We start from the raw sequence: 26,430 nt of genomic DNA, 5'->3' as shown, positions 1-26,430 counted from the left end.
ATGGAAGCATTACAAAAATTCACAAAAAACGGAAACCAGTATGTCATGAAAAGACAATACGGTTTTGGTCTCATTGTAGTTTTCGGAATGGCAGCATTCGCTTTTGCAGGCGTATTGATAAATAACACAGCGATGATCTGGATTTTTGGAATTTTGACTATTTTATGTCTGATTTCCGTTTTTATAAATCACGTTGTGATCGATATGGACCAAAAAGAAATCCTCATCAAAAATGCCCTGATTCTTCCGCCTGTTCGGATTCCGCTCAGTGATTTTGTCAATTTTGAAGTCGTACGAACCACTCAGTATTTTTTCACCATAAATGTTTCTTTGAATTTGTATTATATGAAAAATGGCAAAGAACAATGCAGCGGTATCGCACAGGGATTTACAGCCAGATCGATGCAAAATTTACTTAACGAAATTCAGGAAATTATAAATACAGATGAACATTCAGGAAAAATATAATATTGAAGAAACATTCTATACGTTTTCTTTATGCCCCAAAAAGCCATCACTTGTTATGTCATGGTGGTTTTTAGCGGGTATTATTGCCGGTATTTTGATTTTATCGTTTTTTGATCATCGGCTTGATGAAGCAATGCGATGGGCAATTTATATCTTGATGGGTTATTTTGTATTACATAGTCTTTATGATATACAAATAGGAAGTAAAATAAGGTATACTTTTGATGCAAAAGAAAATGCGGTTTTCAAAAACAGTCCGTTAAGGGCTAAAAGAAAAATCATGAAACTGGAAGAAATTGTCATTTTTGTACACTCAGAAATGGGAAGTTGGTATTATGCTTTGGGAGCAAAAAAAGCCAGTTTATAAAAAGCTACATCATAAGTGAAAGTTTTAGTTCAGGTAAAAAAAGCGAAACAAAACAGCATGCGTATGAAAATTTTGTTTTAATGAAAATTGAAAAATTGCAGTCTTCAGTTATAAAAAAGGCGAAAACCCAAAACCAGTAATAAGATGAAACTTAAAATTATTTTTGTCCTTTTTTTGTCGGCTATTGTTTCTTCTTGTAACCTGCTAAATGATAGTCCGAATCAGGTTTTTGAGGTCATTGGTCTTAATGCAAATAAAATTCCTAAAAGTTTTGAACGCTTATTTAAAGAGTTTTATCAACAAAAAATAAATGGCAGTTTACAAGTGCCGACAACGGATAATAAATCTATGCGTCCTGGCACGTGTGTAGAGTCTATAAACTATTGGTATGGAAATACGTTCAAGGAGGACATCAAAAAAATCAAAAAACTAAAGGTTGAGGAAGAAGCCAAACCTATCGTAAAAGCCGCTTTAGATTTGTTTCAATATGCCGATGAAATACAAAAAACAGATTTTGTAATAATCGCTAAAATGATTGATGAAGGTAAAACGGAGGAAGAAATCAATAATGCCAGCAGAAAACTAGACGATACCAAAGGCATATTGCTGGATAAAAAATATGAAAGCGTCATGAAATTGTTATTGCCTTATGCTGATAAAAATGGCGTTGAGTACAAGACGTTTTGATGCTAACAAAAATCCCTTTTGAAAACCAAAAGGGATTTTTTTATTCAATTTTCTCAGAAATTTATTCCTCCTCCTTCTCAACCGCATCCTTGTAATCCGGATACAGGAATTTATTATAAGGAAATCTCGTAATGTGAATTTGACGGACCGCTTCATAAACAATTTCTCTGAACTCCTCAAAATTTTCTTTTTGTGTAGCCGAAATAAACAACGCTTTATTCTGGCCAACATTACTCATCCAGGTTTGTTTCCACTCCTCAAGAGTGTAATGTCTTCTGGTTTTTTCGGTAATCAAATCATCATCGTCAATGGTCAGATGTTTGTAGGCATCAATTTTATTAAAAACCATAATAGTTGGTTTGTCATTACTTTTGATTTCCAGTAAAGTCTGATTTACAGATTCGATATGATCTTCAAAATCCGGGTGCGAGATGTCTACAACGTGCAAAAGCAAATCGGCTTCACGAACTTCATCAAGCGTACTTTTAAAAGAGTCAACCAGCTGTGTAGGTAGTTTTCGAATAAAACCTACAGTGTCGGAAAGTAAAAAGGGCAGGTTTTTAATGACCACTTTTCGAACTGTTGTATCTAAAGTTGCGAATAGTTTATTTTCAACAAAAACATCACTTTTTCCAATCGCATTCATCAAAGTCGATTTTCCCACATTCGTATAACCTACTAAGGCGACACGTACCATCGCACCACGATTGCTGCGCTGAATGCTCATTTGCTTATCGATGGTTTTGATTTTGTCTTTGAGTAACGAAATACGATCACGAACAATACGTCTGTCGGTTTCAATCTCAGTTTCTCCCGGACCACGCATACCAATACCTCCTTTTTGACGCTCAAGGTGTGTCCATAAACCCGAAAGTCTTGGCAGTAAATATTGACATTGTGCCAGTTCTACCTGAGTTCTTGCATAGGATGTTTCGGCTCTTTGTGCAAAAATATCCAGAATCAGATTGGTTCTGTCCAGGATTTTGCAGTCAATAATTCGTGAAATGTTCTTTTGCTGTGAAGGGGTTAATTCATCATCAAAAATAACAGTCGATATGGCGTTTTCTTTTACAAAAAGATTGATTTCATCTATTTTTCCGGTACCCACAAAAGTTTTAGGGTTTGGGCGTTCCATTTTTTGCGAAAAGCGTTTAATCACTTCTCCGCCGGCCGTAAAAGTTAAAAACTCTAATTCGTCCAGATATTCTTGTAGTTTCTCTTCACTTTGATTTTGAGTCACAATACCAACGATGGCTGTTCTTTCAAAATTTATTACTTCTTTTTCTAACATAGCTTTGAATAAGCTGCAAATTTAATGATTTGTAAATAGAATACTTATAGAATTTAGTTTTTAAGTTCTATTTAAGAAATTGTTATAGTCTCTAAAAAATAAAAACCATTTAGAAATTTACTTTTCTAAATGGTTTTAAAGGATATCAGAGAATAGAGTTTTTATTCGTAAATAAACGTTTTCTCCGTTTTTACAATTCCGTTTTCCTCAATTTGAGAACATGAGATCGGGAAATTCAGTTTGTTGTATTTGTACTTTCTGCTTACAGCAACTAAAGCTGTTGAAGTAGGACTAAAGTTAACTTCATTATTATACGATATGGATTCGAAGCTAAATTCACTTTCATGATACGAAATCATGGGTACAATAACTTTGTAATTATCGCCAAATAAATTCTGAACGATTAACTGATCTACCGATTTTTTATCATCAAAAGTATAGGTTTTGGATATTTTGTCTCCTACCAAACCTTTGTGTTTTGATACATTGTCGTTCACATACACATATTCAATTTTACCGATAATGGCTTTGTTTCTGTCACGTGAGGTACGTCTAACGATGATGCCGTTCTCAACAATGTATTCAATATCTTCCAGTACATTCTGATGATTGGTACTCTTCTTTGTTATGGCTTTTATCCTTGCTCCATCATAAGAAAAAGTTACGGTTTTCGTTATATAATCATTACCTTCATGATACTTATTTACAAATTTTATAATGTTGTTGTCTGCGTCATAAGTATAATTGGTAACTTCTTTCCAGTCACTTCCTATCTTATCTTTTACAGTCATATCCAGTAATCCGTTTTTGTTATAAAAGAATTTCTGAATAACATCTGAGGTAGTGATGGTTTCGATTTTTCCATCTTTAAAAACAACTGTTTTGTTTACAATTTCACCGTCTTTAGAATTTTGATAATTTGTTTTTACGATGTTAATTTGTTTCAATCGAACCGGATTGTCCTGACTGTGCAGCAAACCGGTAAAAACCATTGTAAGAATGGCTAGCAGGTAGATTTTTTTCATAAGAAGTTTTAATTTGGGATGACCAAAATACAAAATTCTATTAAATTTTAACAATCAAACAACTTAAAAACACAACAATTGGATTTTTATTACAATTTTATTACTGTAAATCATTGTATTATATTATTTTTGGGAACTTATTTTTCTCCAAACATTTTTACATCATCTACCATAAATGCTCCGTTAAGTGTCTTGTCTTTTCCGGATCCGGTATATTTAAATGCAATATTGATATTTCCGGAATAAGCAGATAAATCAATCCCTCCTGAACTAATGAACTGGCGTGTTGGTGTAGAAAGTGATGCTATTTTGGCATTTAATTTTATCCACGTAGCTTTTTCTACGTTTGATCCGTCAAAATTAGTTGAGATATAAACTTCTAAAGCATTTAAAGGCGAATCAACTTTTAAGTCGTGTTGTGCACTTCTAAAAGACAATACGGTATTTTTATAATTCGTCAGATTAATTTTGGGAGTTATCAGCCATGCAACATTCTCAGCGGCTGTTGTGCTGGTGGTATTAAACTCGGCATATCCGTTTCCGGCAGAAACCATAGTTCTCCATAATTTTGAAGCTTTTTCTACAATATTGCTCCAGTCTGGTAATGCAAAATTGACATTATTGGTAACCGTTTGAAAATCTTCAGTAAAAAACGGGACATTACTTTTTCCATCCATGACAACATCTTTTTCAGAGCGTACCATTAATTGATAATCGGAACCATATTTGGTTAAAATTCCACGTACTTTTCCGCTTCCTTCCGGAACTAAATGGGTCGAAAAATCGGCAAAACTGCTCGTCCTGAAAATAATCTGATTTCCGGATTTATCTCTCAAACTCCAATTCGTAGAGCCCCCAACATTATTGGCTTCTTCAAAATAATGACGGCCAATGGCAGCTTCCAAAAACTGGACATCGGATAATTCTATAAGTGTGTTTAGTTTGCTGTCGTCCAACGCTTTTTCAATAGAAATTGGATTCACTAATTCATCTTCATTAAGTATCTTACACGAAGCATGTAGCACATTTTTATAATCATTTTGGGGAATTCTTCCAACAGATGCGCTTCCAGAATTGCCTTCGTACAAACTTCCAATCCGCATTCCGCCGTAAAATAAATCGGTAAACTGATCTTTTAATTTTATATACACTTTATTTCCAACACGGTAATCAATGTACGTATTTGTCGCATCCACAGCCACACTAAAACCTACTGCCGGTTTGGTTTCTGTTGCCAAGGTCTGAAGATACAGGATTTTGAAAAAATTTCCGTTTTCATCACTTGAAACCACATAAGCTTCAATTACATCATCATAAACATATTTTGTTGCGGTAATGGTAGCTGTTTTCATGACATCTTCAACTGTTCTGTTTATTTTTAAATCTGGTTGTGTACATTCTAATTTTGGAACAGCAACATCTTCATTACAATTGCAAAAAAGGAATACAAATAATAACAGGACAAGGTTTTTATAGTTGTTTTTCATTTGGAAAAAGTTTTTTAAATTATAAATTGATGGTCAGGTTTACGAAATAAGTTCTCCCGTAGCCATAAAAATATTTTGGACCGAAAGAAGGTGTTCCGCTGGAAACATCCTGATTCAATTCTCTAAAATTGGAATTTCTTGCCTGTTCAAATCCCCCGGTTTTATACTTAAAATCAAGGACATTATTGATGCTGGCAAAAAGCCCTATTGTAGTCTTATGAATACGCCAGGACTTTCCGCCTGTCATATTTAAGAGCGTGACAGGATTTAATTTTTCCTGTTTAAGCAACATTTTGGCTCGTTCTTCTGAAGCTTCCGGAAAATTGAAACCATTTGCCGGATTGAGATAAAATCGTGATGTTCTTGTAATTGGCGAAACATCGATGTAACGGTCTGTGATGTAATTAATATTCGCAGAGAGCCACCAGAGTTTAGGATCATGATATTCCATTCCGAATGAAAATGCCTGCTGTGGCATTCCGGATTGCTTGTAGTTTTTGAGTAATGATTTGCCAAAATCAAAAGTTGTTTCCGCATCAGCAACGGCCGCATTTGCATCGTTGGTAATCGAAACATTTGGATTGCTATTATAAATATAATTTCCGTAAGCAGCTGAGAAGACAGTTTTAAGAGTAGACGAAACTGGATACTCCAGACTTAACTCAGCTCCAATGTTTTTCTTGTCTAAATTGATTAATGTTTGACTTACAAAAGCATCCGTATTATCATAGCCCGCTCCATCATCAAAAATCCCTTCGGCATAAAAAAAGGATGTTTTTGTGGTATTTTTAATTAGCGAATAATAACCGGAAATACGCATTTTAAGTTTTGGTGAGTGGTAAACATAATTGAGATCAGCACTACTTAGGGTTTCATTTTCGATTCCGTTTACAATGGAATTGTTTAGTCTTGAATTAGAAAAAGTATTTCGGAGAGAAGGGGCTTTGGTTTGATACATTCCACTAAAAAACAACCATTGTTTTCCTGAAATTTTATAGTTAAGTCCGCCTTTGAATCCGAAATTTTCAAAATTTACTTTTTGGCTTTTGCCGAATGAACTTTCCGGATAAATACCATTTTGATACAAACCTTCTCTCTGGTATTTTGAAGTAGAAAATGAATTTCCAAGATAGAAATCAACTTTTCTGTACACAAATCTAAACTGTGTAAAAGCTTCCGCTGTTGTAGCATAAAAGTTAAAATTATAACCGTAAGGATCGCCGGTTTTTACCTGACGATCTGGGTTTTTTAGATCTGATTGCGATTGATCTCCTTTATAAAAGGAATCAATATCCTCAAAATATGTACCGCCTAATAAATCGAGAAGATGCTGAAAATTATGCGATTTTAGATTCTTAAAAAGTATTCCTCCGCTAAAAAATAGATTTTCTGAAAGCTGGGTGTTGAGGTTTGAATTTACAGCTAAAGTTTTGTCATCGGTTCTGTCTTCATACAATACATAATTACTTTTTGAAGGTTCATATCCTGTAATGCTTCCATCAGAATTAGTTATAGGTTTCTGATTCGCTCTGTACATTGAATCCCAGTTGATTTGTGAATTTTGTAAAAACAATGTTTTACTTATTGCTGCATTTTCATAATCAGGAGTATATGTTCCTGAGAATTCTCCGTTGTCAGCAGAATAAAGAGAGGTAAAATAACTCGGCAATTTTCTGTAATAAGTTGGGTCAGGACTGTCTGCGTTTTGAAAATCAATATTGCTGTTGCCGACTTTCCCAAACTGATACATAATGGCTGATGTTAGGTTACTATGGTCATTAATCTTAAAATAATGATTCAGCATTAGCAAAGGTTCTTCGACATTTTTTACTCTTGTATTTCGTTTTTTGCCATTTTGATATCCCCAATAGGAGTTGTATTTTTCTGATTTTAATTCGATAACTTCATTTGTATTTGGCGAATTTTTTCCACGTGCATTTGGCGTGTAAAAACCGGTAAAATTTAAGGAATGTTTTGGGTTTAATTTTTTCTCAATACTTACGAAAAGAGAATTAGCATCATAATCTGTCCCTTCAAAATAACCTTCCTCAGCCCAGCGTTTTCCCACCGAAAATACATACGCCCAGCCGGAAGATTTCATGCCCGAAGCATAGGTAATCATTGTTCTCCAGTTGTAATTGGTATTAGTTCCTGAAAACGATATTCGGGTTCCTTTTCTATATGCCGATGCCTGAGTAAAAATTTGCTGGGTTCCCAAAATTCCACCAAAAGTATAATCAGAAGGGGCGGAACCAATCGTAAATTCCTGGTTTCTGAGCACGTCATTTAAGCCTCCCCAATTATTCCATTGTGGTCTTCCGTCGTAAATTTTATTCATTTTAACACCATTGAGCATCATCGTTGCATTTTCACTGTCTAATCCGCGTACACTAAATCGGGCTTGTCCCCAATTGAATGCTGCCGCCTGCAAAAATGCATCTTTTGATGATTGTAAAAGTCCGGAGGTAGTTTCTGACGAACTGTTATCTTCGTTCAGATCACTTTCTAAAAGTGAAATAATTGTGGTTTGAAGATTTTCGGTTTGGTCTTCTTCTAACAATAAGATGCCGAGATTTACTTTTTGACCAGCATTTGCATTTATTTTCATAAGTAAATCTCTGTAGCCCTGACTGTGTACTAAAAGTAGCTGTTCGCCAGGCAGAGCAGAATGCAATTCGAAAGTTCCATCATTTTGGGTCAGCTGCATTAAAGCTGAATTTTGGATACTAACGACTGCATTTTCTAAAGGATTCTTAGTTTTAGAATCGATAACAAGCCCTGAAAAAATAGTTTCTTTTTTTTGGGCTGAAGCAGTTTTAAAAATAAAAAGGAGTATAAGAACGAGTAATTTTTTGTGCATGTAAACCGAATTTATTAAAAAAACCCTCTTCTTTTTTACAAGAAAAGGGTGTAAGTCTTTTTTGACTGAAACTTTTGAATTTCAGAAAATTTCAGTCAAAAAAATCAAATTGAGTTTGGAAATGCAAATGTTTGAAAAGTAGATAATTAGTGGTATTTTAATTTTCCAAACAAAAAATAAGTTTAAATTAAGTATGAATTACACTACAAAGGTAATATAAAAAACAACTTTATTTATTTTTTCCTGTTAAATTTTTTGACAAAGTAAAAACATTTTGTTTTAGCCGTAATTAGTGATTTTTAGATTTACGCTGCTATTTTGATTTTCGAAACCATAAAAGCAATTAAAATTCCAAATATTCCGATAAAGGCAAAGGAAAACTGAAGTCCGAAGGTTTCTGCAATATATCCAATGACAGGAGGCCCCATCAAAAAGCCAAGAAAGCTCACACTTGAAACAATAGTTAAGGCTTCTCCGGCAGAAACACTCTGATTTTTACCAGCAAGGCTATAGACAGTTGGAACTATAGTAGAAACGCCCAAACCAACAATCATAAAAGCAATGGTACTAGGAATAATATAGGGAAAGAAAACTGCGGTAAAAAGACCAAGTGAAATCATACAGCCGCTAATTTGCATGACGCTTTTTCGGCCAAATTTATTATTCATGGCATCTCCGATAAATCTTCCGCTGGCCATCATAATCATGAAGGAAGTGTATCCTAAGATTACCAAAGCACCGGGAGCTTTTACAATATCTTTAAAATAGATACCGCTCCAGTCAAACATGACACCTTCGCTTGCCATGCTGCAAAATCCAATTATGCCCAGCCATAATAAGGAAGTATCGGGTTTGGTAAATAATCTTTTCTCTTCTTTTTTGGGTTTAATTTTTTCTTTCGCTTTAACTAAAAATTTAAAATTAAAAACAATCATTAGTACTACAATAGCGCCTACAATTAAAAAATGCTGATAAGGATTTAGGTGAAGAGAGAGCATTCCTAAGCCCACCAATGCACCGGTAAAGCCTGCAAAACTCCACATGCCATGAAAAGAAGACATGATGTTTTTTTTGAAAAGAGTTTCAGTGTAAACTCCCTGAGTATTCACGGCAATGTTGGCTAAATTTCCGAATATACCAAAGGTAAATAAGCCCATGGAAAGCTGAAAAGCACTTGCAGCCAGACCTAAATTGGTAAGACTGAAAACATACATAATTAAGGAGAAAATCAAAATGCGGTGACTCCCAAATTTAGTCACCATTTTTCCCGAAAAAGGCATAATAATCAATTGCCCGACAGGAAGCGCAAAAAGAACAGAACCTAATTCGGCTTCACTTAAATGCAAAGACGTTTTAATATCCGGAATTCTGCTTGCCCAGGTGGCAAAACTTAAACCCATTCCAAAATAAAACATGCTAACGGCAAAACGAATTCTGTTTAAATAGGAAGCTTTTGCCTCACGATAGACTTTTTTGATTTTTCCTTTGGTCTGGAATAAAGCTAATGGATTGAAATCTATCACAGAAATGCATTTTAAATTTGTATACAAAGGTATAGAATTCCTATTTTAAAGATAAAGAACAACGAATTGTTTATTACATATACAACGTTATTGTTTATAAATTGTGAATTTTAAACTAGTAATGCTCCCCGAAAACCTCTTGCCGCATAATACGACTGAGCACCATTGTGATACACAAATACGGTATTATAACGAAAATCAGCAAAAAGAGCTCCGCCCAGTTTTCTAATCTCCGCAGGGGTTTGAATCCAGCTCGACGTTTTTTCGTCAAATTTTCCAAGTTGCTGTAATGCTCTGTATTGTTCTTCATCGAGTAGTTCAATACCCATTGTGGCAGCCATGTCAATAACATTATTTTCAGGCTTATGTTCTTTTCTGGATTCCTGAGCTTCGTTATCGTAACAAAGACTTCTTCGTCCTTTTGGACTTTCAGCCGAACGGTCATAAAAAATGTATTCGTTTGTTTTTTCATCGAAAGAAACCACATCCGGTTCGCCTCCGGTTTTCTCCATTTCATTCAGAGACCATAATTTTTCAGGATGAGATTCCAGCTTTATTTGTACGTTATCCCAAACCAGATTTTCGTGACGGGTTTTATTTTTTTCAAAACGTTTTTTTAGCGTTTTAAGCAGCTGTTCACGCTCTTCCTCTAACAATTCTTTTTTGTTTTTCATAACGAGATGTTTTGATTACAAATCAATAATCTTTTTCTGTAGATTGCTCGCAATTGCAGCTTCAATAACCTGCATTATTTTTATACCATCCTGAGCGGTAACAGGCTCTGGTTTATTATTGGCAATGGCATCATAAACACCATCAAAATATTCAAAATAATTGCCCTGAAGTGTTTTAATTTTTTTACGGATTGGTTTTCCATCAATTTCAGTATGCAAAAGTCCTTCAAAACCGTCTAATTCTGTCCCCCAGGAGTCACGGTTTGGTTTTTTACCTATTTTGAGTTCGTCTTCCTGTACATCACCGCGCTGTTTTAAGAAAGAACCTTTTTTACCATGTATGGTGTAGGAAGGATTAGCTTCTCTCACAAAATAGCCTGCTTTTAAACGCACTCTGAAATCTTCATAAATCAATAACAAATCAATCCAGTCATCTACTAGTGAGTTTTCTCTTGTATAGCGAATATCTCCAAAAACCGATTTTGGCGAACCAAACAGACAAACGGCCTGATCGATTAAATGCGGACCTAAATCTTTAAGGATTCCCGCTCCGTCGTTTACAGTTTCTTTATGCAGTTTTGGACTTAATATAGGATTGTATCTGTCAAAATGAAATTCGGCTTCGACCAGATCTCCCAAAATGCCGTCCTTGATTACTTTCTGAATTGTTTTAAAATCACTGTCCCATCTTCTGTTTTGAAAAACAGCAAGTTTCAAACCTTTTTCCTGGGCAATTTGAGCTAGTTCTTCGGCTTCAGCTACGGTTGTGGTAAATGCTTTTTCAACAATGGCATGCTTTCCTGCCAAAAGTACTTTTTTAGCATATTCAAAATGTGTCCCGACAGGTGTGTTTACAATGACCAAATTGACATCGTCTGCCAATAATTCATCAATTGAAGGATAACTTTTTACTGTCGGATAATCTTCCTGAATTAGTTTTTTGCTTCTTTCCCAAGAACCTAATAATTCAAAACTGGGATGAAGATCTAAAAAAGGAGCGTGAAAAACTTTTCCAGACATTCCGTATGATAAAAGTGCTGTTTTTATTTTTTGCATTAGTTTTATTTTAGTGTTTTCGCTGCTGCTAATATTTAAAGTTTAGCTCTTTCGTATTGTTTTGGCCATTGAATAGTATCGTTTAATTCTCTGGCAAAATCCAAAGGCATGTTCGGGTTTCTGAGTGATTCTCTGGCGAATAAAATCAAATCCGCCTGGCTATTATTCAAAATTTCTTCTGCTTGTTGTGCGTCTGTAATCAAACCAACTGCTCCGGTTAAAATACCGGCTTCCTTTTTTACTTTTTCTGCGAAAGGAACCTGATAGCCTGGTCTAAGTGTGATTTTTTGATGTGAAACTAATCCTCCGGACGAAACATCGATTAAATCTACTCCTTTTTCTTTTAATAGTTTAGAAAGCTGTACCGATTCTTCTGGATTCCAGCCGTTTTCTGCCCAGTCTGTAACTGAAATCCGAACGAATAAGGGCAAATTTGAAGGCCATTCGGTCTGAACGGCTTCTATGATTTCTAATGTAAAGCGGATTCTGTTTTCGAAACTTCCACCATATTCATCGGTTCTGACATTCGTTAAAGGCGACAGAAACTGATGTAACAAATAACCGTGTGCGGCATGGATTTCGAGAACCTGATAACCGGCTTCAACGGCTCTTTTAGCAGCAGCCTTAAAATCAGAAATTACTTTTTGTATTCCGTTTTTATCCAAAGCTTCCGGAAGAAATGGCTCGTTTTCATGATACGGAACGGCACTTGGCGCAACCGTCTGCCATCCGCAATGAGCGAAATCTAACTTTTTATTTCCTTCCCACGGGGCAGCAACACTTGCTTTTCTCCCGGCATGAGCCAATTGAATTCCTGGAACTGAATTTTGTGAAACTATAAATCCATTAATCTGTTTTAGTTTTTCGATATGTTCATCTTTCCAAATCCCAAGATCTGCAGGAGAAATTCTGGCTTCAGGAGAAACCGCTGTGGCTTCCTGAATAATTAGTCCGGCACCTCCGCTGGCACGGCTTCCTAAATGAACCAGATGCCAGTCGTTTGCAAATCCGTTAACTGACGAATATTGACACATTGGCGAAATGACAATTCTGTTTTTTAAGGTGATATTTTTTATAGTAAGTGAAGAAAACAATAATGAATCCATAGCGATGTAACTTTTAATGTGTTTGAGCTAGCAATTGGGTAAAGTCATGAAAAAGTAAAGTTAAAGCATCTTCTTAAAAATAGAAATCCAAATGTTTGTTAATTACAAATATTTCAACAAAATAGTGCTTTACAGCATTACCTGAAAAGCTTATCTTCTATTTCGAAAAAATCATCCTTATCAAATTCAGTAATTTTCTTGTCTTTCAGTAGAAAAATTTTATCACACTCTTTATAAAGAATTTCCAAAATATGGGATGAAATAAAGATAATGCTTGTATTTGAAATTTCCCTAATATAGTTCATTAATAAATAATTCGATTCTAAATCCAATCCATTAAAAGGTTCGTCTAAGATATAAATCGGAAATTTTTTTTGAAAGACGGCATTTAAATAGGTTTTCTTTTTCATTCCTGTAGAAAATCCGCGGATTAACTGCTTTTCCGGGACTTCAAATATTTTATTAAAAATGAGTGTATTCAGATCTAACAAATGTGCATAAAAGTCATAAAATTCTTTGGCGGTAAGTTCGTCATAAATTGGAGGTTCCGTTGGCGCCCAGCCAGCATTTTGAAGTAAAAGTTTTTCATGATTAAGAAAGCAACTTCCTTTAAATTGTTCAAGACCTAAAATGCATTTAAAAAATGTCGTTTTCCCTTGACCATTTTTACCAGCCACTCCATAAATTCCAGGCTTTTCAATCTTAATTTTTATATCTTCTAATATAGACACATTGCCGTATTTTTTTTGATCAATTTGAATGGTCAGCATATTTAATGACTTTTAAATTTTTAATGGCTTTTTTATACATAAAAGGGATTGCTACTAGTGGTATTCCAAACAAAAAAAAGATAGAGGGAACAAATAGTGCAAAAACAATTTGGTGAGTTAAATTATTATGGAAATGTATATATTTTAAAATTATGTTTAGAGCCGGAGGGATAAAAACGATTCCGAATAACAGCAACTGCTCCCATTGCTGTAAGAAACACAGCACTATAAAAACTGGAATTATAATATAAAAGGTATTGATTATTTGGTTCTTTAATTGGAACCATAAATATTTTTCGGCTTTAAAAGGATTACGTTTTATTTCTTCTGTTTTCTCTCTCTCAAAAGAGGGCAGACAACCAATTAGAGCTAAAATCAGTATAACAAAATAAATTAGATTTTCATTTTCATATTCAGATGCAGCATAAATTAAGACCGCTAAAAATGGAAATAGATAGATTAATTTGTATTGCCTGAAACAGATGTGCCAATAGACATTAAATAAATGAAAAGGATATCGAATGGTTTTAGAATTTGATTTTGGTGTGTGTATTAAAAGGATATTGAATATAAAAATAGCCGCAATGAGCAGGAATTCTTTTTTGAATAATAAAACCAAATGAAATGGGAGGGAATAAATGAGGTATTCTAAAAATAGTATGACCTTGTAATTTTTCTTCAATTTCAGAATTTCGATATCGGATCTTTGCAAATGATAACCGACAATATCAAAAAAAAATAATAAAATATAATTTTGGAAGTACGTATAGTTTTTAAAAACGATGAAAGCTGTAGTAAAATAAAGCAGTATAATTAAAAATATGGCAATATTGTCATCTTTAGAAACAAGTTTTCTAAAACGAATAATAAATAAATACTGTAAAATTTTTATCAATGCTCTTAGGGTTTATAGTTTCACAAATAATTGTAATGTAAAATAGTTATAATTCAGTATAAATAACCTTACTACATATTTGTAACATAAAATGGCAATACGTTACTAATAAAAATAATCTAAAATTTAAAATATTAAGGCAACAGCAATTATTAACAAACATTTAAAGCCTTATGTATTATATTGCGCTCTCAAATTAAAATAGAAAACGTTACTTTTGTGCGTTAAATTACGAACTAAAATTACAAAATGGATATAGTTATCAAGCTCTCTCAATTTCTATTGAGTTTATCATTACTTATTATTCTTCACGAATTAGGGCATTTTATTCCTGCTAAATTATTTAAAACCAGAGTCGAAAAATTTTATTTATTTTTTGATGTTAAATATTCCTTGTTTAAAAAACAAATAGGAGAAACCGTTTACGGAATTGGATGGCTTCCGCTTGGAGGGTATGTAAAAATCTCCGGAATGATAGACGAGAGTATGGACAAAGAGCAAATGGCTCTTCCTCCTCAACCATGGGAATTTCGTTCGAAACCGGCATGGCAGCGTTTGATTATTATGTTGGGAGGGGTTACGGTAAACTTTATTCTTGCTTTTATTATATATATAGGTATGGCATTTGTTTACGGTGATACGTATGTGGCTAATGCGGATTTGAAAGATGGTATTTGGGTAACCAATCCTGCAATTGAAAAGGCAGGAATACAAACGGGAGATAAAATTATTGCTGTTAACGGAAAGAAAATGGATCGTTACAATGATATCGCTAAGAACTTATACATGGGGAAAGAAGTCACGGTAGAGAGAAACAACGAAACAAAAACGATTAAGTTTCCTATTAACATCATTAATAAGATTAGTAACTCTGGAGTAAAACATTCTTTAGTAGAAATGAGAATTCCGTTTGTGGTTAGTGGATTCCAGAAAGGCTCTCCTAACACCAAAAATTTACAAAAAGCTGATATCATAACTCACGTAAATGGGGTTTCTCTAAAATATGCGGATGAAGTATCTTCACAGTTTAAAAAATTTAAAGGAGAAACTGTTCCTGTAACAATAAAAAGGGATAATAAAATCATTCAGACAACCATAAAGTTCAATAATAAATCTCAGGCAGGAATAGAGTATCCTCATAGATTGACTTATTCTAATCTTGAAAAATTGAATCTTTATAAAATTAATCGTGAGCAATATACTTTTGCAGAATCTATTCCAATTGGAATTAGAACAGGAGCAAACGGATTGGTTGAATATGCAGGTCAGCTTAAAACGATATTCAATCCTAAAACAGAAGCTTATAAAGAAGTAGGTGGTTTTGCTTCAATTTTTAATGTTTTTCCAGACACTTGGAGCTGGGAAGCTTTCTGGTCAATCACTGCTTTATTATCAATTATGCTTGGCGTAATGAATTTATTGCCAATTCCGGCCCTTGACGGAGGTCATGTGATGTTTTTATTGTACGAAATTATTAGTGGTAAAAAACCGAGCGATAAATTCCTTGAGAACGCCCAAATGGTTGGTTTCGTTCTACTTATCACACTGCTTTTGTTTGCAAATGGAAACGATATTTACAAGGCAATTGTCAAGTAAAAAAAATATTTTTTAAAAAGAGTTAAAATATTTTTGAGAAACTAAAAAATCATCTATATTTGCACTCGCTAAAAAGAGCAATAACTTCCTCCTTAGCTCAGTTGGTTAGAGCATCTGACTGTTAATCAGAGGGTCCTTGGTTCGAGCCCAAGAGGGGGAGCAACTTTTTTTAGCAAACATATTGACCTTTAAGGTGATTCCTCCTTAGCTCAGTTGGTTAGAGCATCTGACTGTTAATCAGAGGGTCCTTGGTTCGAGCCCAAGAGGGGGAGCTTAAAAAAAGACTATCATTTTTTGATAGTCTTTTTTTTGTTTATACAGATTCTAATTTTTGGATACTGCTACGGCTGTATTTTTACTTTCAAACAATTTAATCATCTCCTCAGCTTTTTTCGTTTGATTGATTGCTTTCAGGGATTTGGCACATCGTAAATAATATACAGGTTCTGAATTTTCTTCAAGACTAAATAGTTCTGAGTAGTATTTAGTCGCTGCTTCAAAATCATTTTCAAAATAAAATTTATCTGCGACCTTTTTAAGCATGTCTGCTGATTTGTATCCTTTGTCTACAACATTAGTGTATATGTTTAAAACATTAATGCTTACGGAGTCTTTACTATATGCAGGAACGGTTGTCTTAATGTTTATCGGCTGAATGGTTTTGTCGGTTTTGACAGTTATTATTTTTGAGGGTGCGACAGGTTCAGTAGCTTTAACATGTGCTTTTCGGTATATGGCTGTTACGGTTCTGGTGTTATTGGGTCCTAAATCGTAGGTGTTGACCATGTCGAGTTTTGAGACTTCGTATGTCGTGATTCTTTTTTTTCCGACAGCGAGATTGATTACTTCTTCGACGCAATACGATTCTATAACAAGATCTTCGTCGGATTTGTCGTCAAATTTTAAGGGTGCTTTTCGAATATCGGCATTGGTAATTACCTCATTTACCTGACCAAAACTATTCAGAGAAAAAACACCTGCAATTACTATAAGATGTATCGCATAAGCTTTCATGATAATTAAATAAAAGTTGAGAACAGCAGTGAAATTACGTATAAAGATACTGATTATGTGTTGTTTGTCTTTTATATTGGCGTTGAAGTACTATTAAAGTCGTTGAAGTGCTGAATTTAAGTTTAAGAGTAATGGTTTTTGAAGTTTTAATCGAAAGAAAAAAAGAGGTTATGGTTTTCCATATTAAGAGTGTATTTTAAATCAAGTTATTTGTTATAAATATTAATTTAAAAAATTTAATTATGGAAAAAGTTCAAGCAATTAAGCCGGGTCCAAAACCAATAACACCTGACGGAACACCCGATGAAAGAAGGCGGGTAAAGCTACTGAATCAACCAAAGCAGGTTTTTGCTTTGATCCATTAAATGCGGTAAGTTAGAAGGGATCATAACATATTGTTGTGGGGAAATATTAAAATCTAGATATTTGTATGTTTAATCTATCCCCCAATGCAAGATTCTTTTATCGATATCCTTAAGTTGTTATTACCTGAGATAATAGTAGACTACTTCGAACTTACTTCTTATAAAAAGAAAGATGAAACACTCCATCTGTATTTAAAAGAGATTAATTCGATACCTAAAGAATACAGAGAATCAAAATTAAGCTCAAAAGGATTCTTCGAAGAGATAACGGTTCAGGATTTTCCTATCCGTGGACACCAAGTATATCTTCACATCACTCGCAGAAGATGGCTTAATGAAGATACTCGAAAGATCGTTTTTAGAGATTGGAATTTAGTAGCAGACGGAACTCGTGTAACCCAGGAGTTTGCGTCTTTTTTAAAAGAGATCAATAGATTCCAGTCCAAATGATTGTAATACCATTGCCTCTTTCTATGGAGTTTCTGGTAGAAACCTGCAATGTCAATACAAAGATTTTCTAAGTGATTTCAAAGTTTGGGATCAAATATCACATGCTAAAAAATGGCTTCTTTTTCCACAAAATATTGGAAAGCGTTTATCAATAGACGAAACCTCACTTTCAAATGGCGAACTCTATACTATTTTAACCAACAAATCCGGTAAAGGTAGAAAAGGAACTATAGTAGCTATGATTGCAGGAACTAAAGCAGAAACAGTTATTGGCGTTATTGAAAAAATTCCTCTTAAACAGCGGAATCTAGTCAAGGAAATTACTCAGGATATGGCCGGGAATATGGGATTGATAGCTAAAAAGTGTTTTGCTAATGCCACTCGAGTTACAGACCGATTCCATGTTCAAAAGCTAGCTGCAGAAGCCCTGCAGGAAATCAGGATTAAATATCGTTGGCAAGCCATTGATCAAGAAAATGATGCTATTGAAAAAGCCAAAAAGTCAAAAGTAAATTTCGAATCTAAAACACTTTCAAATGGGGATACCCTTAAGCAATTACTAGCGAGGAGTCGCTATTTCTTGTATAAATCCAAATCGAAATGGACTCAAAATCAAATAGAACGTGCTGCCTTACTATTTGAGTTATATCCTGATATTCAAAAAGGATACAATCTAACTCAAGAGCTCCGTGGCATCTTTGAGAATACAACTGATAAAATCATTGGTTTTGCAAAATTAGCCAGATGGCATGAAAAAGTAGATCAATCTGGATTTAAGTCTTTCGGTACAATCTCTCGTACAATTATGAATCATTATCAAACCATCTTAAATTATTTTGATAACAGAAGTACTAATGCTTCTGCAGAATCATTCAATGCTAAAATAAAAGCATTTAGATCAAAATTTAGAGGTGTTAGAAATATAGAATACTTCCTTTTTAGGCTAACTAATATTTATGCTTAATTTTTGCATCCCCACAGGTTTTTGCTTTGATCCGTTAGAAGTTGATTAAAACCAAAAAAAACCTCTTCCGTTAAGAAGAGGTTTTGTACCCGGAGCCGGAGTCGAACCGGCACGGTTTCCCACAGGTGTTTGAGACCAGCGCGTCTACCAATTCCGCCATCCGGGCTTAGCAGACGAAAAATAATCAAAATTTGATTATTTTAACGCAATAGAATAAGAGATGATGTGCTTATTCCTTTAACACGGTGCAAATGTAAAAAATAAAATTAAAAGTTCTACTAAAAATACTCGAAAATTTCCTTTCAGTCTCCAATAAATTTTATAAATTTGCACCTCGTTAAAACGAAGCACACACAACTAACTACATCCGAGGCAGATACAGGAATTTGGCTAAAAAATAAATTTAGCCGGTACTCTATAGAAACTAAGGAATAAAACAACAAATTATAATGTCGCACCTAGAACCAGAAGCTAAAATTTTTGCTTGTTCACAAAGTGTTTATCTTGCAGAAAAAATTGCAAAAGAGTACGGAATTCCGTTAGGGAAAGTAACGATGTCAACGTATAGTGATGGAGAATTTCAGCCATCTTACGAAGAATCAATAAGAGGTTTGCGCGTTTTTATCGTTTGTTCCACTTTTCCAACAGCAGATAATCTGATGGAATTGTTATTGATGATTGATGCTGCAAAACGTGCATCGGCAAGACATATTACAGCTGTAATGCCTTATTTTGGCTGGGCAAGACAGGATAGAAAAGACAAACCAAGAGTTCCGATTGGAGCAAAATTAGTGGCCAATTTATTGAGTGCTGCGGGAGCGACAAGAGTAATGACAATGGATTTGCACGCAGACCAGATTCAGGGCTTCTTTGAAAAACCGGTAGATCATTTATTTGCTTCAACCATTTTTTTACCTTATGTAGAAAGTTTAGGTCTTGAAAATTTAACAATTGCATCACCTGACATGGGAGGTTCAAAAAGAGCCTATGCATATTCTAAGTTTTTAGAATCTGATGTAGTCATCTGTTACAAACAAAGAAAAGCAGCCAACGTTATCGATACTATGGAGCTTATTGGTGATGTAAAAGGGCGTAATGTAGTCTTAGTGGATGATATGATCGATACAGGAGGCACTTTGGCGAAAGCAGCAGACCTTATGATCGAAAAAGGAGCATTAAGCGTAAGAGCAATTTGTACACACCCAATATTATCAGGAGGGGCGTATGAGAAAATTGAAAACTCTAAACTAACTGAATTAATCGTTACAGATTCAATTCCGTTAAAAAAAGAGTCAAAGAAAATCAGAGTAGTGAGTTGTGCACCTCTTTTTGCAGAAGTTATGCACATGGTACACCACAACAATTCCATAAGTGGAAAATTTATAATGTAGTTTAACTACATAACGAATTAGAATATTTTTTTAATAACTATATTTTTTTACAATGAAATCAATTACAATTAAAGGATCAGAAAGAGAAAGCGTGGGCAAAGTGGCAACTAAAGCCTTACGTAATGCTGGAGCGGTTCCTTGCGTGTTATACGGAGGAAATCAGGCAGTACACTTCTCAGCAGAAGCTGCGGCTTTCAAAAACTTGGTTTACACTCCAAACGCACACACAGTTGTGATTGAGCTTGGGAAAGGAAAATCATTCAATGCCATTTTGCAGGATATTCAGGTTCACCCTGTAACTGACAAAATTTTACACATTGACTTCTTCCAGTTATTTGATGACAAAGAAATCACAATGGAAGTTCCTGTGAAAATCGTTGGTACATCTAAAGGTGTTCTTGCGGGAGGTGTTTTACGTTTAAACCAACGTAAATTAAAAGTTAAAGCTTTACCTAAAAATCTTCCTGATTTTGTTGAGGCTGACATCACACCGCTTGAAATGGGTAACAAATTATATGTTACTAAAGTTGGAAAACCAGAGTACAAAATTATGCACCCTGACAATACTGTTGTAGCTCAGGTAAGAATTTCTCGTGCTGCTATGAAAGCTGCTCAGGAAGCTGCAAAAGCTGCAAAAGCTCCTGCAAAAGGAAAGAAAAAATAATTTTTTTCACTCTATACAAAAAGCATCAATCGAAAGGTTGGTGCTTTTTTTGTTTTAAAGATTCTGAGTTCCTAAGATGCTAAGGCTCTAAGTTTCCATATGTCAGGATGAGCAAAGTCGAAACGTCGCGCAAAAAATAATTATCTAATTTCCATATTCTCATATTCTCAAATTATTTTTTAGGAGCAGACATTTCAAGTTTTTCAAGACGTGACGTTCCTGCCATCCGCTAAATCTTTTCCCGGCTAAAGAAGCCGGAAAAAGGATACCGCTGCTGTCAGGGCTAACGAGAAATTTAGTTTTTGATTACAAAAAATTTAATGGTTGGAAGAAAAGAAGAGTAAGTTTGAAAAGAAAAGAAATCAGAAAAAAATCTGCGAGAAATCTTTTATCACGAAATTTGGGGTTAAACAAGACATGCTAATCAGGTGTCTAATTTTCAAATTATCTGATTGACACATTTCCTAATTCCCCAATTAACCCTATTTTTGCAAACATGATAAAATGGATAAACCGCCTCTTTTTATCAACACCAAAAGAGGAGAAAATCGAACTGGAGGTTTACGAACACCAAAAAAACAATATAAAAAGCGTGAGTAAAAAATATTTAATCGTAGGATTAGGAAATATCGGAGCCGAATACGTAAACACAAGACATAATATCGGGTTCAAGGTTTTGGATTTTTTAGCCCGAAAAGAAAGCCTTTCTTTTGAAACCGTAAAATTAGGAGCTTTAGCTGAATATAAGTTTAAGGGAAGAACTTTTTTGCTCCTTAAGCCCAATACGTACATGAATCTTAGTGGTAAGGCCGTAAAATACTGGATGGATAAAGAAAATATTCCGTTAGAAAATGTGCTGGTCATTACAGATGATTTAAACTTGTCTTTTGGAACCATCCGAATCAAGCCAAAAGGAAGTGACGGAGGTCACAACGGACTTAAAAACATCAATTTGGTTCTGAATACACAGCAATATACCCGTTTTAGGTTTGGTATTAGTGATCAGTTCAAAAAAGGACAACAGGTTGATTATGTTTTAGGAGAATGGAATGAAGAAGAAAAAGCAAAATTACCGGAAAGATTAGAAGTTGCATCTGAAATTATAAAATCTTTTGGTACCGCAGGATTAGAAAATACAATGACGACTTTTAATGGAAAATAAAGATTTACAAGTATTTATGTCTTAAAAAGACAAATCATCAATTAATTAAATTAAATTATAACGAAATAGTATTTTCTATTACAAAGTTAAATGTTTAAATTTGGATAAATTAATATAAATCATAAAATCATATATCATGGCTTTTGAATTACCACAATTACCTTATGCTTATGACGCATTAGAACCACATATCGATGCGCGTACAATGGAAATCCACCATACTAAACATCATAATGCGTATACAACAAACCTAAATGCTGCTATTGAAGGAACAGATTTAGAAGGAAAAACTATCGAAAACATCTTAATCAACTTAGATAAATCAAACGCTGCAGTTCGTAACAATGGTGGAGGTTTCTACAACCACAATTTATTCTGGACTGTAATGTCTCCAAACGGCGGTGGATTGCCAACAGGTGATTTGTTAGCTGCAATTGAAGCTTCTTTCGGAACTTTCGAAGAGTTTAAAGCAAAATTTGCTAAAGCCGGAGCAACACAATTTGGTTCAGGATGGGCTTGGTTATGTGTTCAAAAAGGAGGAAAATTAGAAGTTTGCGGAACTCCAAATCAGGATAATCCATTAATGCCGGAAGTGGGCTGCGGTGGAACCCCAATTTTAGGTATGGATGTTTGGGAGCATGCTTACTACTTAAACTACCAAAACAGAAGACCGGATTATATTGAAGCTTTCTTCAGTGTTATCAACTGGACAGAAGTAGCAAGAAGATTTGCTTTAGAAAAGTAATCTTTTTTCAAATAAAAATAAACCCGATTAGTTCATTTTGAATTAATCGGGTTTTATTTTTTACCATTTTCCAAAGAAACTGTTTATGTCAAAATAATATTTAACTTCTTCTCCTTTTTCATTGGTTAACTTTAATAAATCATAATGTTTATTGCCCTCGCTTAGTAAAGCCTGGCCATTCATAGTGCAATTTGGGCAAAGTTTTTTCGCAATTTTATATTCTTCGGCCACACTATTTACCTTGATGGCATTTTTGATTGAACTTCCGTCTGGGTTGATTTTCTTATCAGAGGAGTTTTCGTTTTCTATAATGCTTGCCGTTTTTTCATTGGTAATTTGATCATCTGTTTTTGATTTAACAGATTTAGTGCCTGAGCAATTCGCTAAAAAGAAACTTAGAAATACAGAAAAGAAAATTTGTTTAAAGAATTTCATAGATTGAGAATTTAAAAATTTAGACAATAGTATAGAAATTTAGTAATAAAAAACACTTCAAGCTGTTTATTTCAATAAAAATTGAGAAAGTAAATCCTCTTTAATGCCTTAAATAATTTATGAGATAGTGAATTTGTTGCTATTGTGTTTTCATGTTAAACATCGGATGAACGGCAATAATATCCGATTAAACTATTGAAGATTTTTTTCTGTTCTTTTGACCAAATCTACTAAAAAACTGAATTTTATTTATTGGGAGATTAGAGAAATACATAGAGGTATGTGTTATCAATCAGGATGAACGGCAATAATTATCCGACTAAATGACTGTTTTTTTAACTTTAACTTTATTCCAATAAAAAAGGTGAGATTTCTCCCACCTTTTTTGCCCCAAATCTACCATAAACTTAACCTACTAATGTTATGGTCTATCAAAGATATATTAGCATTGCACTTTTCCCAAAAAAACAGGATGAAATGCAAATAAATCCGATGAAATGCATTTTTTAACTTTTATTTAGTATGCCCTTGCGTTTTTTCCTTCATAAAAGTTAATAAATGCTCTGTTTACAACACGATTTCCGCCTGGTGTTGGGTAATTTCCGGTGAAATACCAATCGCCAAGATTTTTCGGACAGGCAATATGTAAATCTTCTACTCTTTGGAAGATAATTTTCACTTCAGCATTGATTTCAGGCGAGCTTAACATCTCTGCAATTCTATCAGAAATTTCTTCAGGTGTAAATTGATCATAAATTGCTGTTACATAATTTACAATGTCTGTGTCAGCAAAATTTTCCTGAGCTTTACATTTTGCATATACTTCATCAACAATGTGATATAAATTTCTTTCCTTCAGTAAATCTAAAGCAGCTCTAAAAGCAACAAGACCTTCTAGTTTTGCCATGTCAATTCCATAGCAATCCGGGTAACGAATTTGTGGAGCAGAAGAAACAATCACAATACGTTTTGGTTTCAATCGATCCATCATTTTAATGATGCTCATTTTTAATGTTGTACCACGAACAATACTGTCATCAATGATTACCAGATTATCTTCTGGCTTAATCACTCCGTAAGTAACATCGTAAACGTGAGCTACTAAATCATCACGGCTGCTGTCTTCTGTAATAAAGGTTCTGAGTTTAGCATCTTTAATGGCAACTTTCTCTGTGCGTATTTTTACAGAAAGCAATTCCTGCAGGGTTTCAGCTGTAAGTGTATTTCTGTTTTCTAAAATGTAATTATTTTTTCTCTGATTTAAGAAATCCTGAGCTGCTTCAACTAAACCATAAAAAGAGGTTTCAGCTGTATTGGGTATGTAAGAGAAAACAGTATTATCTGTGTCATTGTCAATTGCTTTAAGAACGGCAGGTAAAATTAATTTACCTAAATCTTTACGCTCCTGATAAATTTCAGCATCGCTTCCTCTTGAGAAATAAATTCTTTCAAACGAACAAGCTTTTAAAGCAGTTGGCTCCAGGATTTGATTCATTGTAATTTTACCATTTTTCTTGATGATCAATGCGTTTCCTGGTTTGATTTCCTGAACATTTTCAAAGGGAACATTAAATACAGTCTGAATAACGGGTCTTTCTGAAGCTACAACAACCACTTCGTCATCCTGATAAAAATACGCAGGACGAATTCCTGCCGGATCTCTAAATACAAAAGCATCTCCATGGCCTAATAGACCAGCCATAGCATAACCTCCATCTAAATTTTTAGCTGAACGGGCTAATATTTTAGCAATATCCAAACGTTCTGCAATTACCGGTGAGGCTTCTCTTTTTGAATAGCCTTCTGCTTTACAGTCCTGATACAATTGCATTACTTCTTTATCTAAAAAGTGACCAATTTTTTCCATTACTGTAACAGTATCTGCCATTTCTTTTGGATGTTGTCCCAGCTCAACCAGATTTTGGAAAAGTTCTTTAACATTCGTCATATTAAAGTTTCCTGCCAAAATCAGATTACGGTGCATCCAGTTGCTCTGACGTAAAAAGGGGTGAACGCTTTCGATACTGTTTTTTCCAAAAGTTCCGTAACGAACATGACCTAAAAACAATTCTCCAACATAAGGAATACTTGTTTTTAACTCTTTCATGTTATCTACTAGTTCAGGATTTGCTTTTAGTTCTTCGCTGATACGATCATTGATTTGCTTAAAAACGTCCTGGATAGGCTGTGAGTGGTTTGAACGAACCCTGCTGATGTAACGTTCGCCAGGTTCTACATCTAATTTGATGCTTGCAAAACCGGCACCATCCTGACCCCGGTTGTGCTGTTTTTCCATCATTAAATACATCTTCTGGATTCCGTAAAAAGCAGTTCCGTATTTTTCTTTGTAATATTCAAGCGGTTTAAGAAGTCTGACTAAGGCTATACCACATTCGTGTTTTAAAGCGTCGCTCATTGTATTTGTATTTTGTGTGTTGTAAGTTGTGTATAAATTAACGTAATAAAAAAGCCCCGTTTTATCGAGGCTCTCAGGCATTATATTTCTATGTCAAACTGAGTTAACGACTTAAATTGTTGTAATCGAATCGCTACTTCGGCTTTACTTAATGTTTCCATCCTCTCGGTTCCAAATTTCTCTACGCAGAACGAAGCTAAATTTGAGCCGTAAATAATTGCGTTTTTCATGTTTCCAAATGAAATGTTTTCACTTTGCGCAATAAATCCAGAAAAACCGCCAGCGAAAGTATCTCCCGCTCCGGTTGGATCAAAAACTTCTTCCAGTGGTAAAGCCGGCGCAAAGAATACTTCTCTGTTGTGGAATAAAAGCGCACCGTGTTCTCCTTTTTTGATCACAACGTATTTTGGTCCCATTTCCTGAATTTTAGCCGCCGCTTTTACTAATGAGTATTCACCCGAAAGCTGTCTTGCTTCTTCGTCATTGATTGTAATAACGTCAACACGTTTCATAACCTCCAGTAATTCCGGAAGAGCACAGTCCATCCAAAAGTTCATAGTGTCTAAAACCACTAATTTTGGTTTTTTCTCCATTTGATCCAAAACACTGCTTTGTACTAACGGGTGTAAGTTTCCTAACATCACCACATCAGCATCTTTATAGTTTTGAGGAACTTTTGGCTGAAAATCAGCTAAAACATTTAACTCCGTTACCAAAGTGTCTCTTGAATTAAGATCGTTGTGGTATAAACCGCTCCAGAAAAAGGTTTTTCCGCCTTTTACAATTTCGATACCGGAGATGTCGATATTTTTTGAAGTTAGTAGATCTAAATGTTCTTGAGGAAAATCGTCGCCAACTACAGAAACTATGGCCGATTGCAGGTTGAAAAATGAGGCTGATAAACCAATGTACGTTGCAGCACCACCTAATATTTTATCTGTTTTTCCGAAAGGAGTTTCAATCGCGTCGAAAGCAACCGTTCCAACAATCAATAATTTATTCATTTTATGAATTTCGAA

General features: G+C 34.5%; 24 protein-coding genes and 3 tRNA genes. 13 read left to right on the top strand and 14 right to left on the bottom strand.

Translation table 11 applies throughout. The features are described 5' to 3' along the window. The 3 genes from ACNC7R_RS21115 to ACNC7R_RS21105 all read left to right on the top strand — a co-directional run bounded on the left by ACNC7R_RS21115 (position 1) and on the right by ACNC7R_RS21105 (position 1,522). Positions 1 to 468, top strand: coding sequence for a hypothetical protein (locus ACNC7R_RS21115; RefSeq protein ID WP_417942977.1), 468 nt, complete (start codon positions 1 to 3; stop codon positions 466 to 468). Continuing rightward, on the top strand, positions 446 to 835 hold the full coding sequence (locus tag ACNC7R_RS21110) for a hypothetical protein (RefSeq protein ID WP_417942976.1): 390 nt from the start codon (positions 446 to 448) through the stop codon (positions 833 to 835). Before ACNC7R_RS21115 ends, ACNC7R_RS21110 begins: the two co-directional genes overlap by 23 nt. A 144-nt stretch (positions 836 to 979) precedes the next feature. Continuing rightward, on the top strand, positions 980 to 1,522 hold the full coding sequence (locus ACNC7R_RS21105; protein WP_417942975.1) for a hypothetical protein: 543 nt from the start codon (positions 980 to 982) through the stop codon (positions 1,520 to 1,522). Between the two features lie 61 nt (positions 1,523 to 1,583). Here ACNC7R_RS21105 and hflX read toward each other — a convergent pair whose 3' ends face one another. The 9 genes from hflX to ACNC7R_RS21060 all read right to left on the bottom strand — a co-directional run bounded on the left by hflX (position 1,584) and on the right by ACNC7R_RS21060 (position 13,314). Next, on the bottom strand, positions 1,584 to 2,813 hold the full coding sequence (hflX, locus tag ACNC7R_RS21100) for a GTPase HflX (RefSeq protein WP_417942974.1): 1,230 nt from the start codon (positions 2,811 to 2,813) through the stop codon (positions 1,584 to 1,586). 161 nt (positions 2,814 to 2,974) lie between these two features. Further along, positions 2,975 to 3,838, bottom strand: coding sequence for a hypothetical protein (locus ACNC7R_RS21095; RefSeq protein WP_417942973.1), 864 nt, complete (start codon positions 3,836 to 3,838; stop codon positions 2,975 to 2,977). A 137-nt stretch (positions 3,839 to 3,975) separates the two neighbouring features. Further along, positions 3,976 to 5,325: a DUF5689 domain-containing protein gene (locus tag ACNC7R_RS21090; protein WP_417942972.1), complete on the bottom strand. Its 1,350-nt coding sequence runs from the start codon at positions 5,323 to 5,325 to the stop codon at positions 3,976 to 3,978. A 19-nt stretch (positions 5,326 to 5,344) separates the two neighbouring features. Beyond that, positions 5,345 to 8,185 (bottom strand): carboxypeptidase-like regulatory domain-containing protein, encoded by a 2,841-nt coding sequence (locus ACNC7R_RS21085; protein WP_417942971.1) that lies wholly within the window; start codon positions 8,183 to 8,185, stop codon positions 5,345 to 5,347. A 305-nt stretch (positions 8,186 to 8,490) separates the two neighbouring features. Then, positions 8,491 to 9,708, bottom strand: a complete 1,218-nt coding sequence (locus ACNC7R_RS21080; RefSeq protein ID WP_417942970.1) for an MFS transporter — start codon at positions 9,706 to 9,708, stop codon at positions 8,491 to 8,493. A gap of 110 nt (positions 9,709 to 9,818) precedes the next feature. Beyond that, entirely contained in the window at positions 9,819 to 10,382 is a 564-nt protein-coding gene (locus ACNC7R_RS21075) for a DUF4256 domain-containing protein (protein WP_417942969.1), read from the bottom strand. Between the two features lie 15 nt (positions 10,383 to 10,397). After that, positions 10,398 to 11,438 (bottom strand): Gfo/Idh/MocA family oxidoreductase, encoded by a 1,041-nt coding sequence (locus ACNC7R_RS21070; RefSeq protein WP_417942968.1) that lies wholly within the window; start codon positions 11,436 to 11,438, stop codon positions 10,398 to 10,400. A 35-nt stretch (positions 11,439 to 11,473) separates the two neighbouring features. Next, positions 11,474 to 12,544, bottom strand: a complete 1,071-nt coding sequence (locus ACNC7R_RS21065; RefSeq protein ID WP_417942967.1) for an NADH:flavin oxidoreductase/NADH oxidase — start codon at positions 12,542 to 12,544, stop codon at positions 11,474 to 11,476. 137 nt (positions 12,545 to 12,681) lie between these two features. Next, positions 12,682 to 13,314: an ATP-binding cassette domain-containing protein gene (locus ACNC7R_RS21060; RefSeq protein ID WP_417942965.1), complete on the bottom strand. Its 633-nt coding sequence runs from the start codon at positions 13,312 to 13,314 to the stop codon at positions 12,682 to 12,684. A gap of 1,144 nt (positions 13,315 to 14,458) precedes the next feature. On the opposite strand from ACNC7R_RS21060, the gene rseP reads away from it, so the two are divergent. The 3 genes from rseP to ACNC7R_RS21045 all read left to right on the top strand — a co-directional run bounded on the left by rseP (position 14,459) and on the right by ACNC7R_RS21045 (position 16,077). Continuing rightward, complete coding sequence (rseP, locus tag ACNC7R_RS21055; protein ID WP_417942964.1) at positions 14,459 to 15,805, top strand: RIP metalloprotease RseP; 1,347 nt, start codon at positions 14,459 to 14,461, stop codon at positions 15,803 to 15,805. An 86-nt stretch (positions 15,806 to 15,891) separates the two neighbouring features. Then, positions 15,892 to 15,965, top strand: a tRNA-Asn gene (locus ACNC7R_RS21050). A gap of 38 nt (positions 15,966 to 16,003) precedes the next feature. Beyond that, a tRNA-Asn gene (locus ACNC7R_RS21045) sits at positions 16,004 to 16,077 on the top strand. A gap of 52 nt (positions 16,078 to 16,129) precedes the next feature. On the opposite strand, the gene ACNC7R_RS21040 is transcribed toward ACNC7R_RS21045, so the two are convergent. Then, positions 16,130 to 16,819, bottom strand: a complete 690-nt coding sequence (locus ACNC7R_RS21040; protein ID WP_417942963.1) for a hypothetical protein — start codon at positions 16,817 to 16,819, stop codon at positions 16,130 to 16,132. A 242-nt stretch (positions 16,820 to 17,061) separates the two neighbouring features. Here ACNC7R_RS21040 and ACNC7R_RS21035 point away from each other — a divergent pair, with 242 nt between their 5' ends. The 3 genes from ACNC7R_RS21035 to ACNC7R_RS21025 all read left to right on the top strand — a co-directional run bounded on the left by ACNC7R_RS21035 (position 17,062) and on the right by ACNC7R_RS21025 (position 18,598). Beyond that, complete coding sequence (locus tag ACNC7R_RS21035; RefSeq protein WP_417942962.1) at positions 17,062 to 17,184, top strand: hypothetical protein; 123 nt, start codon at positions 17,062 to 17,064, stop codon at positions 17,182 to 17,184. Positions 17,185 to 17,268: 84 nt separating this feature from the next. Next, positions 17,269 to 17,634 (top strand): transposase, encoded by a 366-nt coding sequence (locus ACNC7R_RS21030; protein WP_417939511.1) that lies wholly within the window; start codon positions 17,269 to 17,271, stop codon positions 17,632 to 17,634. Beyond that, a complete protein-coding gene (locus ACNC7R_RS21025; RefSeq protein WP_417943128.1) occupies positions 17,615 to 18,598 on the top strand; it encodes an ISL3 family transposase in 984 nt (327 codons plus the stop codon). The genes ACNC7R_RS21030 and ACNC7R_RS21025 overlap by 20 nt, the downstream gene beginning before the upstream one ends. Positions 18,599 to 18,684: 86 nt before the next feature. On the opposite strand, the gene ACNC7R_RS21020 is transcribed toward ACNC7R_RS21025, so the two are convergent. Continuing rightward, positions 18,685 to 18,764 (bottom strand) — tRNA-Leu (locus ACNC7R_RS21020). A 283-nt stretch (positions 18,765 to 19,047) separates the two neighbouring features. On the opposite strand from ACNC7R_RS21020, the gene ACNC7R_RS21015 reads away from it, so the two are divergent. From ACNC7R_RS21015 to ACNC7R_RS21000, 4 genes are all read left to right on the top strand, one after another. Then, complete coding sequence (locus tag ACNC7R_RS21015) at positions 19,048 to 19,989, top strand: ribose-phosphate pyrophosphokinase (protein WP_269234262.1); 942 nt, start codon at positions 19,048 to 19,050, stop codon at positions 19,987 to 19,989. A 52-nt stretch (positions 19,990 to 20,041) separates the two neighbouring features. Next, entirely contained in the window at positions 20,042 to 20,653 is a 612-nt protein-coding gene (locus ACNC7R_RS21010; RefSeq protein ID WP_417942961.1) for a 50S ribosomal protein L25/general stress protein Ctc, read from the top strand. 496 nt (positions 20,654 to 21,149) lie between these two features. Continuing rightward, the gene (gene pth, locus ACNC7R_RS21005) at positions 21,150 to 21,815 is read left to right on the top strand and encodes an aminoacyl-tRNA hydrolase (RefSeq protein ID WP_417942960.1); all 666 of its coding nucleotides are present in this window, start codon (positions 21,150 to 21,152) and stop codon (positions 21,813 to 21,815) included. A gap of 136 nt (positions 21,816 to 21,951) precedes the next feature. After that, complete coding sequence (locus ACNC7R_RS21000; RefSeq protein ID WP_223681297.1) at positions 21,952 to 22,560, top strand: superoxide dismutase; 609 nt, start codon at positions 21,952 to 21,954, stop codon at positions 22,558 to 22,560. A gap of 60 nt (positions 22,561 to 22,620) precedes the next feature. Here the strand turns inward: ACNC7R_RS21000 and ACNC7R_RS20995 are convergent, their stop codons facing one another. The 3 genes from ACNC7R_RS20995 to ACNC7R_RS20985 all read right to left on the bottom strand — a co-directional run bounded on the left by ACNC7R_RS20995 (position 22,621) and on the right by ACNC7R_RS20985 (position 26,415). Then, a complete protein-coding gene (locus ACNC7R_RS20995; protein WP_417942959.1) occupies positions 22,621 to 22,995 on the bottom strand; it encodes a hypothetical protein in 375 nt (124 codons plus the stop codon). 517 nt (positions 22,996 to 23,512) lie between these two features. Continuing rightward, positions 23,513 to 25,411, bottom strand: coding sequence for an amidophosphoribosyltransferase (locus ACNC7R_RS20990; RefSeq protein WP_417942958.1), 1,899 nt, complete (start codon positions 25,409 to 25,411; stop codon positions 23,513 to 23,515). Between the two features lie 80 nt (positions 25,412 to 25,491). Continuing rightward, the gene (locus ACNC7R_RS20985) at positions 25,492 to 26,415 is read right to left on the bottom strand and encodes a PfkB family carbohydrate kinase (protein WP_417942957.1); all 924 of its coding nucleotides are present in this window, start codon (positions 26,413 to 26,415) and stop codon (positions 25,492 to 25,494) included. Positions 26,416 to 26,430: the final 15 nt, after the last annotated feature.

The sequence above is a fragment of the Flavobacterium adiutor genome, assembly GCF_048282555.1.
Classification (GTDB): Bacteria; Bacteroidota; Bacteroidia; order Flavobacteriales; family Flavobacteriaceae; genus Flavobacterium.
Note: the sequence above shows the minus strand (reverse complement) of the source record. Positions and strands in the feature narration are given on the sequence as shown.

Bases quoted from the DNA above. Each gene is read 5' to 3' on its own strand.
- ACNC7R_RS21115 (WP_417942977.1), top strand. From the start codon at position 1: ATGGAAGCATTACAAAAATTCACAAAAAACGGAAACCAGTATGTCATG.
- ACNC7R_RS21110 (WP_417942976.1), top strand. From the start codon at position 446: ATGAACATTCAGGAAAAATATAATATTGAAGAAACATTCTATACGTTT.
- ACNC7R_RS21105 (WP_417942975.1), top strand. From the start codon at position 980: ATGAAACTTAAAATTATTTTTGTCCTTTTTTTGTCGGCTATTGTTTCT.
- hflX (WP_417942974.1), bottom strand. From the start codon at position 2,813: ATGTTAGAAAAAGAAGTAATAAATTTTGAAAGAACAGCCATCGTTGGT.
- ACNC7R_RS21095 (WP_417942973.1), bottom strand. From the start codon at position 3,838: ATGAAAAAAATCTACCTGCTAGCCATTCTTACAATGGTTTTTACCGGT.
- ACNC7R_RS21090 (WP_417942972.1), bottom strand. From the start codon at position 5,325: ATGAAAAACAACTATAAAAACCTTGTCCTGTTATTATTTGTATTCCTT.
- ACNC7R_RS21085 (WP_417942971.1), bottom strand. From the start codon at position 8,185: ATGCACAAAAAATTACTCGTTCTTATACTCCTTTTTATTTTTAAAACT.
- ACNC7R_RS21075 (WP_417942969.1), bottom strand. From the start codon at position 10,382: ATGAAAAACAAAAAAGAATTGTTAGAGGAAGAGCGTGAACAGCTGCTT.
- ACNC7R_RS21070 (WP_417942968.1), bottom strand. From the start codon at position 11,438: ATGCAAAAAATAAAAACAGCACTTTTATCATACGGAATGTCTGGAAAA.
- ACNC7R_RS21065 (WP_417942967.1), bottom strand. From the start codon at position 12,544: ATGGATTCATTATTGTTTTCTTCACTTACTATAAAAAATATCACCTTA.
- ACNC7R_RS21060 (WP_417942965.1), bottom strand. From the start codon at position 13,314: ATGCTGACCATTCAAATTGATCAAAAAAAATACGGCAATGTGTCTATA.
- rseP (WP_417942964.1), top strand. From the start codon at position 14,459: ATGGATATAGTTATCAAGCTCTCTCAATTTCTATTGAGTTTATCATTA.
- ACNC7R_RS21040 (WP_417942963.1), bottom strand. From the start codon at position 16,819: ATGAAAGCTTATGCGATACATCTTATAGTAATTGCAGGTGTTTTTTCT.
- ACNC7R_RS21035 (WP_417942962.1), top strand. From the start codon at position 17,062: ATGGAAAAAGTTCAAGCAATTAAGCCGGGTCCAAAACCAATAACACCT.
- ACNC7R_RS21030 (WP_417939511.1), top strand. From the start codon at position 17,269: ATGCAAGATTCTTTTATCGATATCCTTAAGTTGTTATTACCTGAGATA.
- ACNC7R_RS21015 (WP_269234262.1), top strand. From the start codon at position 19,048: ATGTCGCACCTAGAACCAGAAGCTAAAATTTTTGCTTGTTCACAAAGT.
- ACNC7R_RS21010 (WP_417942961.1), top strand. From the start codon at position 20,042: ATGAAATCAATTACAATTAAAGGATCAGAAAGAGAAAGCGTGGGCAAA.
- pth (WP_417942960.1), top strand. From the start codon at position 21,150: ATGATAAAATGGATAAACCGCCTCTTTTTATCAACACCAAAAGAGGAG.
- ACNC7R_RS21000 (WP_223681297.1), top strand. From the start codon at position 21,952: ATGGCTTTTGAATTACCACAATTACCTTATGCTTATGACGCATTAGAA.
- ACNC7R_RS20995 (WP_417942959.1), bottom strand. From the start codon at position 22,995: ATGAAATTCTTTAAACAAATTTTCTTTTCTGTATTTCTAAGTTTCTTT.
- ACNC7R_RS20990 (WP_417942958.1), bottom strand. From the start codon at position 25,411: ATGAGCGACGCTTTAAAACACGAATGTGGTATAGCCTTAGTCAGACTT.
- ACNC7R_RS20985 (WP_417942957.1), bottom strand. From the start codon at position 26,415: ATGAATAAATTATTGATTGTTGGAACGGTTGCTTTCGACGCGATTGAA.